Source organism: Lysobacter sp. Root667 (assembly GCF_001427715.1).
Classification (GTDB): domain Bacteria; phylum Pseudomonadota; class Gammaproteobacteria; order Xanthomonadales; family Xanthomonadaceae; genus Lysobacter.
In genome coordinates, this window is record NZ_LMHF01000016.1 from 62389 (window position 1) to 75956 (window position 13568).

Sequence of the window (13568 nt, forward strand, 5' to 3'; positions counted from 1 at the left end):
CGTAGCGCCGCAACCGACCAACGCATACGTGCCGCGTTTCGCGGACGATGCTGCGTCGTTGCCGGATCGCGGCTCACGCCGCTCCCACAGGGCGCGGGCGACGCCTCCAAGGGATGCGTCGCGAACGGGCAGGAGCGTCTTACTTGCCCAGACGCGCGACCAATGCCTGCAACGCCGCCTGCGTCGAAGGCTGATACCAGGCTTCGATGAAGCGCTGCAGGTGGATGTACTCCGGTTGCAGCGCCTCGATCAGGTCGGCGCGCGCGATCGAGCGCGTCTGCAGCATGGCGTGGCGCGGCAACGCCAACAGCTGTTCCAGCCAGACCCGGGCACGCGTGGCGACATCGTCGATGTCGGTCAGCTCGTCGACCAGACCCGCCTGCAGCGCCTGCTCGGCCTCCAGCATTTCGCCCGCGACCAGCAGGCGCTCGGCACGGTAGGTGCCGACCACGCGCCGCATCAGGCGCTGGATGCCTTCCGGCGCGACCAGGCCGACCTGGGTTTCGTTGAGGCCGATCCGGAACGGGCCGGAGGCCATGATCCGGTAGTCGCAACACAGCGCCAGCACGCAGCCGCCGGCAGGGGCGTGCCCGGCCATCGCGGCCACTACCGGCACCGGGCTGGCGGCCAGCGCCAGCGCGGTGTCGAAGAAGGCCTGCCAGGCCGCCATCAGCGCATGCCGGTCTTCGCCCAGCGACAGCAGGTGCGGCACGTCGAGGCCGGCCGAGAACACTTTCGGCCCGCCCGCCAGGACGATGCCCTGGGCGCCGTTGCCGATCGCATCGGCGAGCGCGCCGCGCAGCTCCTGGCACAAGGCCGGGTTGAGCGCATTGACCGGCGCGCGGGTCAGCTGCAGTTCGACGATCTCGCCGTGGGGAGTGGCGGTGACTAGGCTCATGGGGAGGCTCCTTGCGCGGCGGTTCGGGACGGAAACTTCAAGCGCTATCATAGGCCGATGAAGCCGCTCCGCTACCGCACCGCCGTCCTCGTTCCGGCCCTGCTGCTGGCCCTGGTTCCCGCTTTGTGCGCCGCCCCGCCGGCGCAGGCCCGCGGTTGCGCCGCGCGCCTCGTCGACGGCTGGGTCCGGCTGCCGCCGGCGCAGATGCCGATGATGGCCGGCTTCGGCCGGATCGAGAACCGCTGCCCGCAGCCGATCGTCATCGTCGGCGTCAGCAGCCCGGCCTTCGGCGACAGCTCTCTGCACGAGACCCGCATCGTCGACGGCGTCAGCCGCATGCGCGCGCTGCCGGAACTGCGCATCGCGCCCGACGCCGCGGCCACCCTCAAGCCCGGTGGCATGCATCTGATGCTGATGCAGCCGCATGCGCCGCTGAAGCCGGGCAGCAAGGTCGTGGTCGAGTTCGCGCTCAAGGACGGCGGCGTGCTGCGCGGCGAGCTGGAAGCGCGCAAGCCCTGAGGGCGCGGCGCGCGTTTCGATCCGGGAGCCGCCGGCCCGGTCCCGATTTCTGCGGTTGCCACCGCGGCTTACGGTGTCGCGAAGCTTAGGGTGCGGTGACCACCGCTCCGCGCATGTTCAGCGCTTGATCGCTGCCGACACCGCCGCCGGACGGCCGCCGACGCGGTCGACCCAGATGTCTAGAGATAGCTCCCAGGGCGTCGTTCCCCCTGGCAGAGCCCATTTCTGATGTGCAAGTGAATCTCGCGGACCTCATGGACTGCGAGCAGGTGCTGCCTGCCCGCTTTGTATCCGAATGTGTCCGGTGGCGGATTGGCGTCATTGGCTGACGAATCCGCGGTTGGCCAAACACATGGGCGATACGCCTCAGGCGCGCAATGGCCCCATCGCCGACCAGCCTGACCTTCGACGGCGGCTATCTGATCTAGCACGCACGCTTCGTTCCGCTTCCCGATTTCCAACGCGTTGGAGGACCCACCCATGTTTACCGCTCTCGCTTCATTCCTTTCCGCTGCGCGCCGCAGACCGCGCCTCGCCCCATGGCTGTTCGCCACGCAACTGCTGTTGGCCGGCGCCGCCGTCGCCGCTACGCCGGAACCCGCGCCCGCCGGCGCGGCCTTGCCCGCGGCCTTGGTGGCCGACAAACACGTCGATGCCGGCGACCTGCGCATCGGCTATGCCGAACTGGGGCCGTCGCGCGGCGAAGTGGTGATCCTGCTGCACGGCTGGCCGTACGGCATCGATAGCTACGCCGAGGTCGCGCCGCGATTGGCCGCGCGGGGCTATCGCGTGATCGTGCCGCACCTGCGCGGCTACGGGAGCACGCGTTTCCTTTCGCCCGATACGCCGCGCAACGGCGAACCTGCCGCGCTGGCCTCCGATGTCGTGGCCTTGATGGACGCGCTGAAGATCCGCCGCGCGACGCTGGCCGGCTACGACTGGGGCGCGCGCACGGCCGACATCGTCGCGGCGGTGTGGCCGGAGCGCGTCAAGGCGCTGGTCTCGGTCAGCGGCTACCTGATCAGCAGCCAGGAGGCGGGCCGCAAGCCGCTGCCGCCGCAGGCGGAGTTGCAGTGGTGGTACCAGTACTACTTCGCCACCGAGCGCGGCCAGGCGGGCTATGCGCAGTACACGCACGACTTCGCCAAGCAGATCTGGCGGCTGGCGTCGCCGCAGTGGAAGTTCGACGACGCCACGTTCGAGCGCAGCGCCGTCGCGCTCGACAACCCGGACCACGTCGCCGTCGTCGTGCACAACTACCGCTGGCGCCTGGGCCTGGCCGAAGGCGAGCCGAAGTATGCCGCGCTGGAACAACGCCTGGCGGAGGCCCCGGCGATCGCCGTGCCGACGATCACCATCGAAGGCGACGCCAACGGTGCGCCGCACCCGAAGCCCGAGGCCTATGCCGGCAAGTTCATCGGCAAGTACGAGCACCGCACCTTCGGCGGAGGCGTCGGCCACAACCCGCCGCAGGAAGCGCCCGGCGAATTCGTGCAGGCCGTGATCGACGCCACTCGTCTGTGAATCCTTATCGCGCTACGTGTCCGCCCTGCACGCCGATCTTGGGGGCGCGGGCTTCTCGATTCCGATCGGTGCGGTTGTCACCGCACCCTACGGCGTCGCGATGGATGGGTGCGGCGACCACATCGCCGCACCGCACCTGCTCAGCGTTTGATCGCTTCCAGCACCGCCGCCGGCAGCGGCACCGGACGGCCGCTGGCGCGGTCGATCCAGACCACGACCACGTGGCCGTCGCAGTACAGCGCGCTGCCGTCCTCGGACACGATGCGGTGACCGATGGTCATGCTGGTGCTGCCCACGCGCTGCGCGAACAGTTCCACCACGACCTCGGACGGGTACGGGATCGGCAGCCGGTAGTTGAGCTGCACCGCCGCCAGCAGCGGCGCGATCTCGTCGTTGACCCACTCGCCGCCCCAGCTCGCGAACCAGCGGATGCGGCTTTCCTCGAGGTAGGTCAGGAAGTTGGAATTGTTGACGTGGTTGAACGCATCCAGGTCGCGCCAGCGCAGCGCGATCGGCATGCGGAACAGCACCTCGGCTACGGTATCGGTGGCTTCGGTCATGCGGCGGACTTCTTCTTGGCCTTGGCCGGAGCTTTGGCGACAGGCGGTTTGCGCGCCGGTTTCGGCTCGCGCGCGGCCGGGCCCATGCCCAGCAGCGGCGCCAGGAAGTGGCCGGTGTGCGAATGCGGCAGCGCGGCGATCTGCTCCGGCGTGCCGGTGGCGAGGATGCTGCCGCCGCGGTGGCCGCCTTCCGGGCCCAGGTCGATGACCCAGTCGGCGGTCTTGATCACATCCAGATTGTGCTCGATCACGACCACGGTGTTGCCGTCGTCGCGCAGGCGGTGCAGCACCGCCAGCAGGTGCTCGATGTCGTGGAAGTGCAGGCCGGTGGTCGGCTCGTCCAGGATGTACAGCGTACGCCCGGTGTCGCGGCGCGAGAGTTCCTTCGACAGCTTGACGCGCTGGGCCTCGCCGCCCGACAGGGTAGTCGCGCTCTGGCCGAGCTTGATGTAGCTCAGGCCGACGTCCATCAGCGTTTCCAGCTTGCGCGAGATCGCCGGGATCGCCTCGAACAGACCCAGCGCATCCTCGACCGTCATTTCCAGCACGTCGTTGATGTTGTAGCCCTTGTAGAGGATCTCCAGGGTTTCGCGGTTGTAGCGCTTGCCGCCGCAGACGTCGCAAGGCACGTACACGTCCGGCAGGAAGTGCATCTCGACCTTGATCAGGCCGTCGCCCTGGCAGGCCTCGCAGCGTCCGCCGCGCACGTTGAAGCTGAAGCGGCCCGGCGAATAGCCGCGCGAACGCGCTTCGGGCACCTGCGCGAACAGTTCGCGCAGCGGCGTGAACAGGCCGGTATAGGTGGCCGGATTGGAACGCGGCGTGCGTCCGATCGGCGACTGATCGATGTCGACCACCTTGTCGAACAGCTCCATGTTCTCGACCGCCTTGTACGGCGCCGGCGTGTGCGAGGCGCCGTTGAGCTCGTTGGCCGCGATCGCGAACAGCGTGTCGTTGATCAGGGTCGACTTGCCCGAGCCGGACACGCCGGTGACGCAGGTGAACAGCCCCGACGGGATCGTCAGGTCGACGTCCTTGAGGTTGTTGCCGGTGGCGCCGCGCAGATGCAGGCTGGTCTTGGGGTTGGGCTTGTGGCGGTTCTTGGGGATCTCGATCCGGCGCTTGCCGCTGAGGTACTGGCCGGTCAGCGAACGCGGCGCCTTGAGGATGTCGGGGAACAGGCCCTGGGCGACGATCTCGCCGCCGTGCACGCCGGCACCGGGTCCGATGTCGACGATGTAGTCGGCCAGGCGGATCGCGTCCTCGTCGTGTTCGACCACGATCACGGTGTTGCCCAGATCGCGCAGGCGGGTCAGGGTGCCGAGCAGGCGCTCGTTGTCGCGCTGGTGCAGGCCGATCGAGGGCTCGTCGAGCACGTACATCACGCCGACCAGGCCGGCGCCGATCTGGCTGGCCAGGCGGATGCGCTGGGCTTCGCCGCCGGACAGCGAGTCGGCCTTGCGTTCCAGGGTCAGGTAATCCAGGCCGACGTCGACCAGGAAGCGCAGGCGGTCGGCGATCTCCTTGACGATCTTGACCGCGATCTCGCCGCGCCAGCCGGGCAGGTTGAGCGACTTGAAGAAGTTCAGGGCCTCGTCGACCGGCAGCACCACCAGCTCAGGCAGCGGCCGTTCGGCCACGAACACGTTGCGCGCGGCGCGGTTCAGGCGCGCGCCGCCGCATTCGGTGCAGGCGCGTTCGCTGATGTACTTGGCCAGCTCTTCGCGCACCGCGGCCGATTCGGTCTCGCGGTAGCGGCGCTCCAGGTTGGGCACGATGCCCTCGAAGCGGTGCTTGCGCTGGCTGCGGCCGCCGTTCTCGGTGATGTAGCTGAAGTTGATCTGCTCGTCGCCGCTGCCGTACAGCACGGCGTTGCGCGCCTTCTCCGCCAGCGACTGCCACGGCGCGTCGACGTCGAACTTGTAGTGCTTGGCCAGCGACTGGATCAGCTGGAAGTAGTAGGCGTTGCGGCGGTCCCAGCCGCGCACCGCGCCGGCCGACAGCGACAGCTCCGGATGCACGACCACGCGCGAGGGGTCGAAGAACTGGGCCACGCCCAGGCCGTCGCAGGTCGGGCAGGCGCCGACCGGCGAGTTGAACGAGAACAGGCGCGGTTCCAGCTCGGGCAGCGAGTAGTCGCAGACCGGGCAGCTGTACTTGGACGAGAACAGCAGCGGCGCGGCGTCGGCGTTGTCCAGCGACATCACCTGGGCCATGCCGTCGCCGAGCTTGAGCGCGGTTTCGAACGATTCGGCCAGGCGCTGCTTGATGTCCTCGCGCGGCTTGAAGCGGTCGATCACCGCTTCGATGGTGTGCTTGACCCGCAGCGCCAGCGGCGGCACCGCGTCGATCTCGTACAGCGCGCCGTCCACGCGCACGCGCACGTAACCCTGCGCGCGCAGCTGCTCGAAGATCTGCGCGTGCTCGCCCTTGCGCTCGCGCACCACCGGCGCCAGCAGCATGTAGCGCTGCTCCGGGTCCAGGGCGATGACCTGGTCGACCATCTGGCTGACCGTCTGCGCTTCCAACGGGTAGTGATGGTCCGGGCAACGCGGCGAGCCGACGCGCGCGTACAGCAGGCGCAGGTAGTCGTAGATCTCGGTGATCGTGCCGACGGTCGAACGCGGGTTGTGCGAGGTCGACTTCTGCTCGATCGAGATCGCCGGCGACAGGCCTTCGATGTGGTCGACGTCGGGCTTTTCCATCACGCTGAGGAACTGCCGGGCATAGGCCGACAGCGACTCGACGTAACGACGCTGACCTTCGGCGTAGATGGTGTCGAACGCCAGCGACGACTTGCCGGAGCCGGACAAGCCGGTGATCACGATCAGCTTGTCGCGCGGAAGATCGAGGTCGATGTTCTTGAGGTTGTGCGTCCGCGCGCCGCGGATGCGGATGAAATCCAGCGCCATCGTTTGCCTGCAATGGGGGAGGGCGGCCGGCGCGCGAGGCGACGGCGAACAGAAGAGCGTAGCGAGTGGGGAACATGGGGGCAAATCCCCGGAACGGAAGGGCCGTGCGGGGCGTCGTCGCAGGCCCGATCGCGACGGTGGGTTTCGTTGCGGATAAGCGGGTTGGCCCCTCAGCGGGGAAGCCAAACGGAGGCGGCAGGGGCCGCCACGGCTCTGCGGTTCCCTCCCTTTGAAACGAGGGCAGAGGATTGGCTTCTGCGCGAATCGGGTATTCCCACCGCCAAAAAAACGCCGGCGCAAACCGATCGCCGGCGAGGGCCTGGAGAGAGGCCGGTTACGTAATCGGCGGCGGCCGCTGCGCAGCCGGCCGCCGGGTCATTTGACGAGCTTGAAACTGATGCCGCGGCCGCCGTCGGGCCCGGAGGGCTTGGTTTCGATCGCGCCCGGACTGACGCCGTTCACGATCAGCAGCACCTTGACCGCCTCGGCGCGCTGCTTGGACAGGGCCAGGTCGTCCTCGGCCACGCCGCTGCCGCCGGCCGGGCCGTAGATCTCGACCCGGGTCTGCGCCGGCGCGGACTGGATCGCCTTGGCCGCGTCGCTGAGCGCGTCCAGGCTGCCCGCGGCGATGCGCGCGCTGTCGCCTTCGAACGCGATCGGGGTCTGGTTCAGCGCCTTGACCACCTCGGCGGCGCTGGCCTGGTCCCCGAGCGAGGCCAAGGCGGCATTGGCCGGCGCCGCGCCCACGCCTTCGAACAGGCCGGTGTAGGCGTAGCCGGAATAGAGCGTGCGCGCCTGTTCCAGCAGCGCGGCGCGGTCGGCCTCGGCGACCTGGCCGGACAGCTGGATGCGCTGGCCTTCGAAACTGACCGCGGCGCCGGGCTGGGTGAAGCCGGCGACGAACTTGGGCAGGTTGGCGGCCCAGGCGGCCGGACGCGCGTAGCGATCGACGGCGAGGTCGCCGGACACTTTCTCGGCGCCGTAGGCATGGGCAAGCGCGGCGATCACCGCCTGCTTGGTGGCCTCGCTGTCGACGTTGCCGTCGTAGCGCAGGCTGCCGTTGTTGTTGACCAAGCTGAGCTTGGCCTCGTAGCGCGGCACCGGTGCGGCCGCGGCGGTCTTGGCCGCCTCGGCATCGGCGCCGGCGGGGCCGCGGTTGCAGCCGGCCAGGCCGGCGACGCAGGCCAGGGTCAGCAGCAAGGCGCCGGTGCGATGCCGGCGCGGAAGAATGGGGCGTGGATGCATGCAGGCTCCAGGGCGTTACGTAGAAAACGACGGACGGCAGGCGTAGCCGCGAAAGCGGTCGCTCCGCTCCGGTAGCGGAGGGCCCGGCGTACCGGGCCCTCCGTGTTGCACGCTGCGATCAGCGCTTGGAGGAGGCGTACTCGATCTCCACCGGGTCGGCGCATTCCTGCGTACCGTTGTTGCACAGCTTGTAGCTCATGGTGCCGGTACCGATGATCCGGAAGGTATCGGTGGTGGCGCCGTTGTTGCGCACGGTCTTGAGGATCGCGCCGTTACGGTAGACGTCGATGTTGCGCTTGCCCTTGAGCCAGGTCAGATCGACGCGGGTGCGGTGGTTGGTGAGCGGGGTCGCCTCGGCCTCGACCGCGCGCGGCCAGTTGGCGTCGGTGAAGCTCGGGTACAAGGACACGCCGGCCGAGTTGCTGAAGCCCTTGATCGTCACGTACCAGATGCCGCCCTGCGGTGCCGGGAAGAAGCAGTTCTCGTTGTTGCCGGAACTGAACGGACGGCAGTCGTAGGAGGTGTTGGTCGGCGGGGTGCCGCGCTTGACGTAGATGTCCGCGTCGCCGGTGCCGCCGTACATGGCGAACAGCAGGTTGGACGCGCCGTTGGGCACCAGCAACTGGTAACGGACGTTGCCGCCGGCCAGCACTTCGATGCCGGTGACGGTGACGCCGTTGGACAGCTCGATCGCCGGCGGCGGGGCCGGCGGCGGCGGCGGATCGGCCGGCAGCGGTTCGGCGCCGGAGGCCACGGCCACCGCGTAACGGGCATCGATGATGCCGGCGCCGCAGGGCTTGTCGTAGTTGCAGCCGCCCGCGAAGCCGCCGGACGCGTAGGCGGTGTTCTCGAGGATCTTCTTGATCTGCGCCGGGGTCTTCGGCGTGGCCGCGGCGGCCTGCATCAGCGCGACCACGCCGGCGACGTGCGGGGCCGCCATCGAGGTGCCCGCCATCCAGGCGTAGCCGTCGCCTTCCTGGCCCTGCAGGCCCAGGTTGAGGGTCGACAGGATGTTGTCGGCCGCCGGGGTGACGCCCGAACCGCCGGGCGCGGCCACGTCGACCACGGCACCGAAGTTCGAGTAACCCGCCAGCGCGCCGGTCGGTCCGACCGCGGACACGGTGATCACGTCGTTGCAGCTCGCCGGCGAGTAGCCGGCCGCATCGGCCGAGGAGTTGCCCGCGGCGACCACGACCGTGGTGCCGCGCGCGGCCGCCGCGGTGTACGCGGCCTGTTCGGCCACCGAGCACGCGCCGCTGCCGCCGAGGCTGAGGTTGATGACCTCGGCCGGGGTGGCGTTGGCCGGCACGCCGGCGACGGTGCCGCCGGAGGCCCAGGTCACCGCGTCGATGATGTCGGACTCGTAACCGCCGCACTTGCCGAGCACGCGCACCGGCTGGACCTTGGCGCCGAACGCGACGCCGGCCACGCCTACGCCGTTGTTGGTCGAGGCGGCGACAGTGCCGGCGGTGTGGGTGCCGTGCCAGCTGCTGTCCTCGGGGATGCCGAAGATGTTGCATTCGCCGTCGTGCCAGTCGCCCGGATCGTTCGGATCGGCATCGCGGCCGTCGCCGTCGACGCTGACGTCCGGATCGATGATGAAGTCGTAGCCGGCCACCAGGTTGCCGACCAGATCGGCGTGCGGGGTGATGCCGGTGTCGAGCACCGCGACCACCACGCCGCTGCCCGTGCTCAGGTCCCAGGCCGGTTCGGCGTTGATGCCGCCGGGGCCGTTCTTGTAATGCCACTGCTGGGCATAGCCCGGATCGTTCGGGACCAGCAGCTTCTGGCGCAGACGGTCGGGTTCGACCGCCAGCACGTTGGGATCCTTCATCAGCTCGATCATCAGCTCCTTGCTGGCGGCGCTGTCGAGCTTGCGATCGGTGCGGATCAGCGCGCTGCCGGTGGCGAGCGTGCGCATCGGCGCGATGCCCAGGCCCAGCGCCTTGGATGCGCTGGCCAGCTGCGTGCCGACCTGGGTGGCGGCCAGGCTCTTGGCGTTGGCCGAGCTCTTGAAAGTGATGATGAAGCGGTCGTGTTGGGCCGGCTGCTCCTTAGCCGACTGCGCCGCCTGCGGGGACAAGGTCGAGACCTTGGTCTTGTTGGCCGTCGGCAACTTGCCGCCGGAATAGGCCGCCGGTGCGACCACGATCGCGGTGGCGATGGCCAGTGCGGTCCATTTCATCGAACGTACTTTGCGAGTCATGACAAACATCCTTGATTTCGTAGCTCATGATCCCCGACGCATCCCCTGATGGCGTCGGGCGCTGGTCCGCGGCTATGGCATCTTTCCTCGCCGCGGGACTTCGGTGCGCGAGCTGCGCGCGGACGCCCGTCCGGGGCGGCGCGCAATCGCGGTAATGGGGTGGTGGAACCTGTGGAAAGCAGGATCGCGCGGCACTGTCTCGGTGACTGCGACGCCTGGAAAATCTGTTGCGCGCAGCGAGTGTGCGTGCCGATCGGTGGCGTGCAAGCAGGTGGCGTGCAAGTCGGTGACGTGCAAATCGCTGAGGTGCCGGCCGGCAAGGCGTCGGTCGGCGACGTGCCGGTCAATGAAAAATGCGAGCGCGATAGTCGCGATGTCGCTGCGAAACGCGGGAAGGCTGGAGGATTCCAGTCGCATGCAGAGGGCCCCTGTAGGTGGAACCGGCATGGCCTGCCGTGTTCGCGCGCAATGCGTCGCGACTCAGCATCCTTGCTGTGTTCCGTCTGGCGCGACCCCCTGCGGCGCGCCAGTTGGCAAGCTAATTCAACACTGGCGACGTGCGCAAGTGGCACGCACTACGACTAAAGCAGGCATGGTCTATACATCGATATGTAACGCGCCATGTAACGTATTGGCACCTTGAAGTGGCGTTCGCGCGCAAGGCCGAATTCCCGGCGAAAACCGGCGTGTTCACAAACGCGAATAGGCGTTAGGCACACTTTGTGTGCACTCGTCTGCGCATGCGTATGCGATGTCGATTGTGTGAACTGCGTCGCGCTGGCTGTCGCGATGCGCATCGTCAGCCGGCGCGATCGCGGTGTTCGATCGCCCCATTCAACCGCGCAGCAGCAACGCGATTGCCGCCAGCAGCGCGAACAACAACAGCCACGGCCACAGGCGGCGCCAGTACGAATGCCGATGCCGATGCCGCGGTCGCGGCAGCGGATCGTCTTCGGCGCGGTAGAGCGGGGCGTCGCTGGCCGCGAACGGACTGGGGCCGGTGTCGCGTACCGGATGCAGGCCGATGGGCGCGGGTTCGACCGGCTCGTCGGAGCTGGTCGCCGCCGACCCTGTTACGGGCGATCCCGCTGCGAAAGCTCCCGGCCACGACGATTCGAAACCGGATCCCGGCTCCTGCGGGTCCGGCCACTCGCCTTCGCGGCCCAGGTCATGGCCGCCGTGCCAGCGGTCGTCCTCGCCCAGGCTGTCGACCGCTTCGGGCAGGATCGCGGCCGAGGCGCTGGCCACGGCTGCGGCCGGCAGGTCCAGGATCCGGGCCAGGGCGGCGATCTCCGACTCGCCGAACACCCGCTCCAGCTGGTCCGCGGTCAAGGGGCGGTTGGGGCCGGGGGCGATCCAGGACGCCGCCAGGTCCTCCAGGCCCTGGGCCCGGAAGGCCTGCACGAAGCCCGACGGGCCGCCGCGCGCGGGGTCGAAGATTCGGTCCTTCCAGGCCGCCAGCAGGCGCTGGGCCTGGTCCGGGTTGAGGCCGTGACGGCTCGCGACCTGGTCCAGCAGATGTTCGAACATGAATCGGTCCCCCGCGCGGATAGGCCTGCCACGGGGTCCTTCGCAGCGTCTTCAATACAACATGAGACGCGTTAAGGCCGCGGCAGGCGGCCAGGCCCGGGTTCCGGGGCAGGGGGGTAGTTGCTCCAACTAGCTGAAGCGCCTACAATTCCGCTTCTGTCCGCCCGCGTTTGGGTGCGGCAGCGACCAAAATAACTACAGAGGAATACCGGTCATGTACGCAGTACTGGTCACCGGCGGTAAGCAATACCGCGTGATGCAAGGCGAGACGCTCCGCGTCGAGCTGCTCGATGTCGAAGCCGGCAGCGAGATCAAGTTTGACACCGTCCTGATGCTGGGCGATGGCGAAGGCGTGAAACTCGGCGACGCGCTCAAGGGCGCCAGCGTCACCGCCAAGGTCGTCGGCCACGGCCGCGCCGACAAGGTGCGCATCGTCAAGTTCCGCCGTCGTAAGCACCATCGCAAGCAGATGGGCCACCGTCAGCACTACACCGAAATCGAAATCACCGGCATCGCCGGTGGTGACAACAAGTAAGGAGCAGCAGCCATGGCACATAAAAAGGGCGTAGGTTCTACCCGCAACGGCCGCGACTCCAACCCGAAGTACCTGGGCGTGAAGATCTACGGCGGCCAGGCCATCGAGGCCGGCAACATCATCGTGCGCCAGCGCGGCACCCAGTTCCACCCGGGCGCCGGCGTCGGCCTCGGCCGCGACCACACCTTGTTCGCGCTGGTCGACGGCAAGGTCGAGTTCTCGGTCAAGGGCCTGAAGAAGCGCCGCACCGTCAGCGTCGTCGGCTAATCCCGAAGCGCTGGTTCGCGAAGGGCCCCGCTTCGGCGGGGCTTTTTGTTTCAAGGCCGGGATTCGGGATGGGGGATTAGGGATTCGCAACGGCGAAAACCCAGTTTCCCGCTCCCGCTACAATCCTTGGTCTACGTGTTTTTGCTTTACGAATCCCCAATCCCGAATCACGAATCCCGGCTCCTATGAAACTCGTCGACGAAGCAGAAATCCAGGTCATCGCCGGTAAGGGCGGTAACGGCTGCGTCGGTTTCCGTCGCGAGAAGTTCATCCCGCTGGGCGGGCCGGACGGCGGCGACGGCGGTGCCGGCGGCAGCGTCTGGCTGGTCGCCGACGAGAACGTCAACACCCTGGTCGATTTCCGCCACCAGAAGCAGTTCCGCGCCCAACGCGGCGAGAACGGCATGGGCCGCCAGGCCTACGGCAAGGGCGGCGACGATCTGGTTATCGTGGTGCCGGTCGGCACCGTGGTCACCAATGTCGAAACCGACGAAGTGATCGGCGACCTGACCGCGAGCGGCGACCGCCTGCTGGTCGCGCGCGGCGGCAAGGGCGGCCTGGGCAACATGCATTTCAAGAGCTCGGTCAACCGCTCGCCGCGCAAGGCGCTGCCGGGCCTGCCGGGCGAAGAGCGCGAGCTCAAGCTCGAACTCAAGCTGCTCGCCGACGTCGGCCTGCTGGGCTTTCCCAACGCCGGCAAGAGCACCCTGATCCGCGCGGTCTCGGCGGCGACGCCGAAGGTCGCCGACTATCCGTTCACCACCCTGTATCCGAACCTGGGCGTGGTCAGCGTCGAAGCGCACCGCAGCTTCGTCATCGCCGACATTCCGGGCCTGATCGAAGGCGCGGCCGACGGCGCCGGCCTGGGCGCGCAGTTCCTGCGCCATCTGCAGCGCACGCGTTTGCTGCTGCACCTGGTCGACATCGCGCCGATGGAAGGCGGGGTCGAGGGCGTGAGCCCGGCCGAGCAGGTGCGCGCGATCGAGCGCGAGCTGGCCAAGCACGATCCCGAACTGTTGGCCAAGCCGCGCTGGCTGGTGCTCAACAAGGCCGACCTGCTGCTGGAAGAAGAGCAGCAGGCCGCGGCCCAGGCCGTCATCGACGAACTGGGCTGGAAGGACCGCTGGTTCCTGGTGTCGGCGATCGGCCGCGAAGGCACCTGGCCGATCATGCTGGACGTGATGGCGTTCTTCGACCGTCAGCGCGAGGAAGCCCTGGAAGCCGCGAACGCCGCCGGCGACCATGCGCCCTGAGCCGCGGGCTCGACTTTCCGATCCGATCCGATCCGGCGCGCAGCGCGCGCCATGCGTATTCGCGCGCGCCGCTACGGGCGCAACGGGCGAGGGCGCACGACCGCGCGTGCGCGACTTCT

The 13568-nt window shown here is 68.5% G+C and carries 13 protein-coding genes; 6 read left to right on the top strand and 7 right to left on the bottom strand.

All coding sequences use genetic code 11. The features are described 5' to 3' along the window. Positions 1-139: 139 nt before the first annotated feature. Positions 140-898 carry an enoyl-CoA hydratase/isomerase family protein gene (locus ASD78_RS18990; protein ID WP_055910488.1) on the bottom strand — a complete coding sequence of 253 codons (759 nt, stop codon included), beginning with the start codon at positions 896-898 and terminating at the stop codon, positions 140-142. A gap of 57 nt (positions 899-955) precedes the next feature. Here ASD78_RS18990 and ASD78_RS18995 point away from each other — a divergent pair, with 57 nt between their 5' ends. From ASD78_RS18995 to ASD78_RS21735, 3 genes are all read left to right on the top strand, one after another. Continuing rightward, positions 956-1417, top strand: coding sequence for a copper chaperone PCu(A)C (locus ASD78_RS18995; protein ID WP_082575727.1), 462 nt, complete (start codon positions 956-958; stop codon positions 1415-1417). A gap of 480 nt (positions 1418-1897) precedes the next feature. Further along, a complete protein-coding gene (locus tag ASD78_RS19000) occupies positions 1898-2941 on the top strand; it encodes an alpha/beta hydrolase (protein WP_082575728.1) in 1044 nt (347 codons plus the stop codon). A 16-nt stretch (positions 2942-2957) separates the two neighbouring features. Beyond that, positions 2958-3092: a hypothetical protein gene (locus ASD78_RS21735; protein WP_255355411.1), complete on the top strand. Its 135-nt coding sequence runs from the start codon at positions 2958-2960 to the stop codon at positions 3090-3092. On the opposite strand, the gene ASD78_RS19005 is transcribed toward ASD78_RS21735, so the two are convergent. The 6 genes from ASD78_RS19005 to ASD78_RS19025 all read right to left on the bottom strand — a co-directional run bounded on the left by ASD78_RS19005 (position 3082) and on the right by ASD78_RS19025 (position 11394). Next, positions 3082-3501: a thioesterase family protein gene (locus ASD78_RS19005; RefSeq protein WP_056104398.1), complete on the bottom strand. Its 420-nt coding sequence runs from the start codon at positions 3499-3501 to the stop codon at positions 3082-3084. The genes ASD78_RS21735 and ASD78_RS19005 overlap by 11 nt on opposite strands. Next, positions 3498-6413 carry an excinuclease ABC subunit UvrA gene (gene uvrA, locus ASD78_RS19010; protein ID WP_056104401.1) on the bottom strand — a complete coding sequence of 972 codons (2916 nt, stop codon included), beginning with the start codon at positions 6411-6413 and terminating at the stop codon, positions 3498-3500. The genes ASD78_RS19005 and uvrA overlap by 4 nt, the downstream gene beginning before the upstream one ends. Positions 6414-6788: 375 nt before the next feature. Then, entirely contained in the window at positions 6789-7658 is an 870-nt protein-coding gene (locus tag ASD78_RS19015) for an OmpA family protein (RefSeq protein WP_156087885.1), read from the bottom strand. A gap of 118 nt (positions 7659-7776) precedes the next feature. After that, the gene (locus tag ASD78_RS19020; RefSeq protein WP_162250189.1) at positions 7777-9864 is read right to left on the bottom strand and encodes a S8 family peptidase; all 2088 of its coding nucleotides are present in this window, start codon (positions 9862-9864) and stop codon (positions 7777-7779) included. Between the two features lie 72 nt (positions 9865-9936). Next, complete coding sequence (locus ASD78_RS20970) at positions 9937-10281, bottom strand: hypothetical protein (protein WP_156087886.1); 345 nt, start codon at positions 10279-10281, stop codon at positions 9937-9939. A 417-nt stretch (positions 10282-10698) separates the two neighbouring features. Beyond that, positions 10699-11394, bottom strand: a complete 696-nt coding sequence (locus ASD78_RS19025; protein WP_056104410.1) for a YidB family protein — start codon at positions 11392-11394, stop codon at positions 10699-10701. Between the two features lie 214 nt (positions 11395-11608). Between ASD78_RS19025 and rplU the strand changes: the two genes are divergently transcribed. The 3 genes from rplU to cgtA all read left to right on the top strand — a co-directional run bounded on the left by rplU (position 11609) and on the right by cgtA (position 13449). After that, on the top strand, positions 11609-11929 hold the full coding sequence (rplU, locus tag ASD78_RS19030; protein WP_036113830.1) for a 50S ribosomal protein L21: 321 nt from the start codon (positions 11609-11611) through the stop codon (positions 11927-11929). Between the two features lie 12 nt (positions 11930-11941). Further along, positions 11942-12196 (top strand): 50S ribosomal protein L27, encoded by a 255-nt coding sequence (gene rpmA, locus ASD78_RS19035; protein ID WP_055910477.1) that lies wholly within the window; start codon positions 11942-11944, stop codon positions 12194-12196. A gap of 185 nt (positions 12197-12381) precedes the next feature. After that, on the top strand, positions 12382-13449 hold the full coding sequence (gene cgtA / locus ASD78_RS19040) for an Obg family GTPase CgtA (RefSeq protein ID WP_055910475.1): 1068 nt from the start codon (positions 12382-12384) through the stop codon (positions 13447-13449). Positions 13450-13568: the final 119 nt, after the last annotated feature.

What these genes read in the sequence shown, in the direction of transcription:
- ASD78_RS18990 (WP_055910488.1), bottom strand. Translation starts at nt 898, where the DNA reads ATGAGCCTAGTCACCGCCACTCCCCACGGCGAGATCGTCGAACTGCAG.
- ASD78_RS18995 (WP_082575727.1), top strand. Translation starts at nt 956, where the DNA reads ATGAAGCCGCTCCGCTACCGCACCGCCGTCCTCGTTCCGGCCCTGCTG.
- ASD78_RS19000 (WP_082575728.1), top strand. Translation starts at nt 1,898, where the DNA reads ATGTTTACCGCTCTCGCTTCATTCCTTTCCGCTGCGCGCCGCAGACCG.
- ASD78_RS19005 (WP_056104398.1), bottom strand. Translation starts at nt 3,501, where the DNA reads ATGACCGAAGCCACCGATACCGTAGCCGAGGTGCTGTTCCGCATGCCG.
- uvrA (WP_056104401.1), bottom strand. Translation starts at nt 6,413, where the DNA reads ATGGCGCTGGATTTCATCCGCATCCGCGGCGCGCGGACGCACAACCTC.
- ASD78_RS19015 (WP_156087885.1), bottom strand. Translation starts at nt 7,658, where the DNA reads ATGCATCCACGCCCCATTCTTCCGCGCCGGCATCGCACCGGCGCCTTG.
- ASD78_RS19020 (WP_162250189.1), bottom strand. Translation starts at nt 9,864, where the DNA reads ATGACTCGCAAAGTACGTTCGATGAAATGGACCGCACTGGCCATCGCC.
- ASD78_RS20970 (WP_156087886.1), bottom strand. Translation starts at nt 10,281, where the DNA reads ATGCGACTGGAATCCTCCAGCCTTCCCGCGTTTCGCAGCGACATCGCG.
- ASD78_RS19025 (WP_056104410.1), bottom strand. Translation starts at nt 11,394, where the DNA reads ATGTTCGAACATCTGCTGGACCAGGTCGCGAGCCGTCACGGCCTCAAC.
- rplU (WP_036113830.1), top strand. Translation starts at nt 11,609, where the DNA reads ATGTACGCAGTACTGGTCACCGGCGGTAAGCAATACCGCGTGATGCAA.
- rpmA (WP_055910477.1), top strand. Translation starts at nt 11,942, where the DNA reads ATGGCACATAAAAAGGGCGTAGGTTCTACCCGCAACGGCCGCGACTCC.
- cgtA (WP_055910475.1), top strand. Translation starts at nt 12,382, where the DNA reads ATGAAACTCGTCGACGAAGCAGAAATCCAGGTCATCGCCGGTAAGGGC.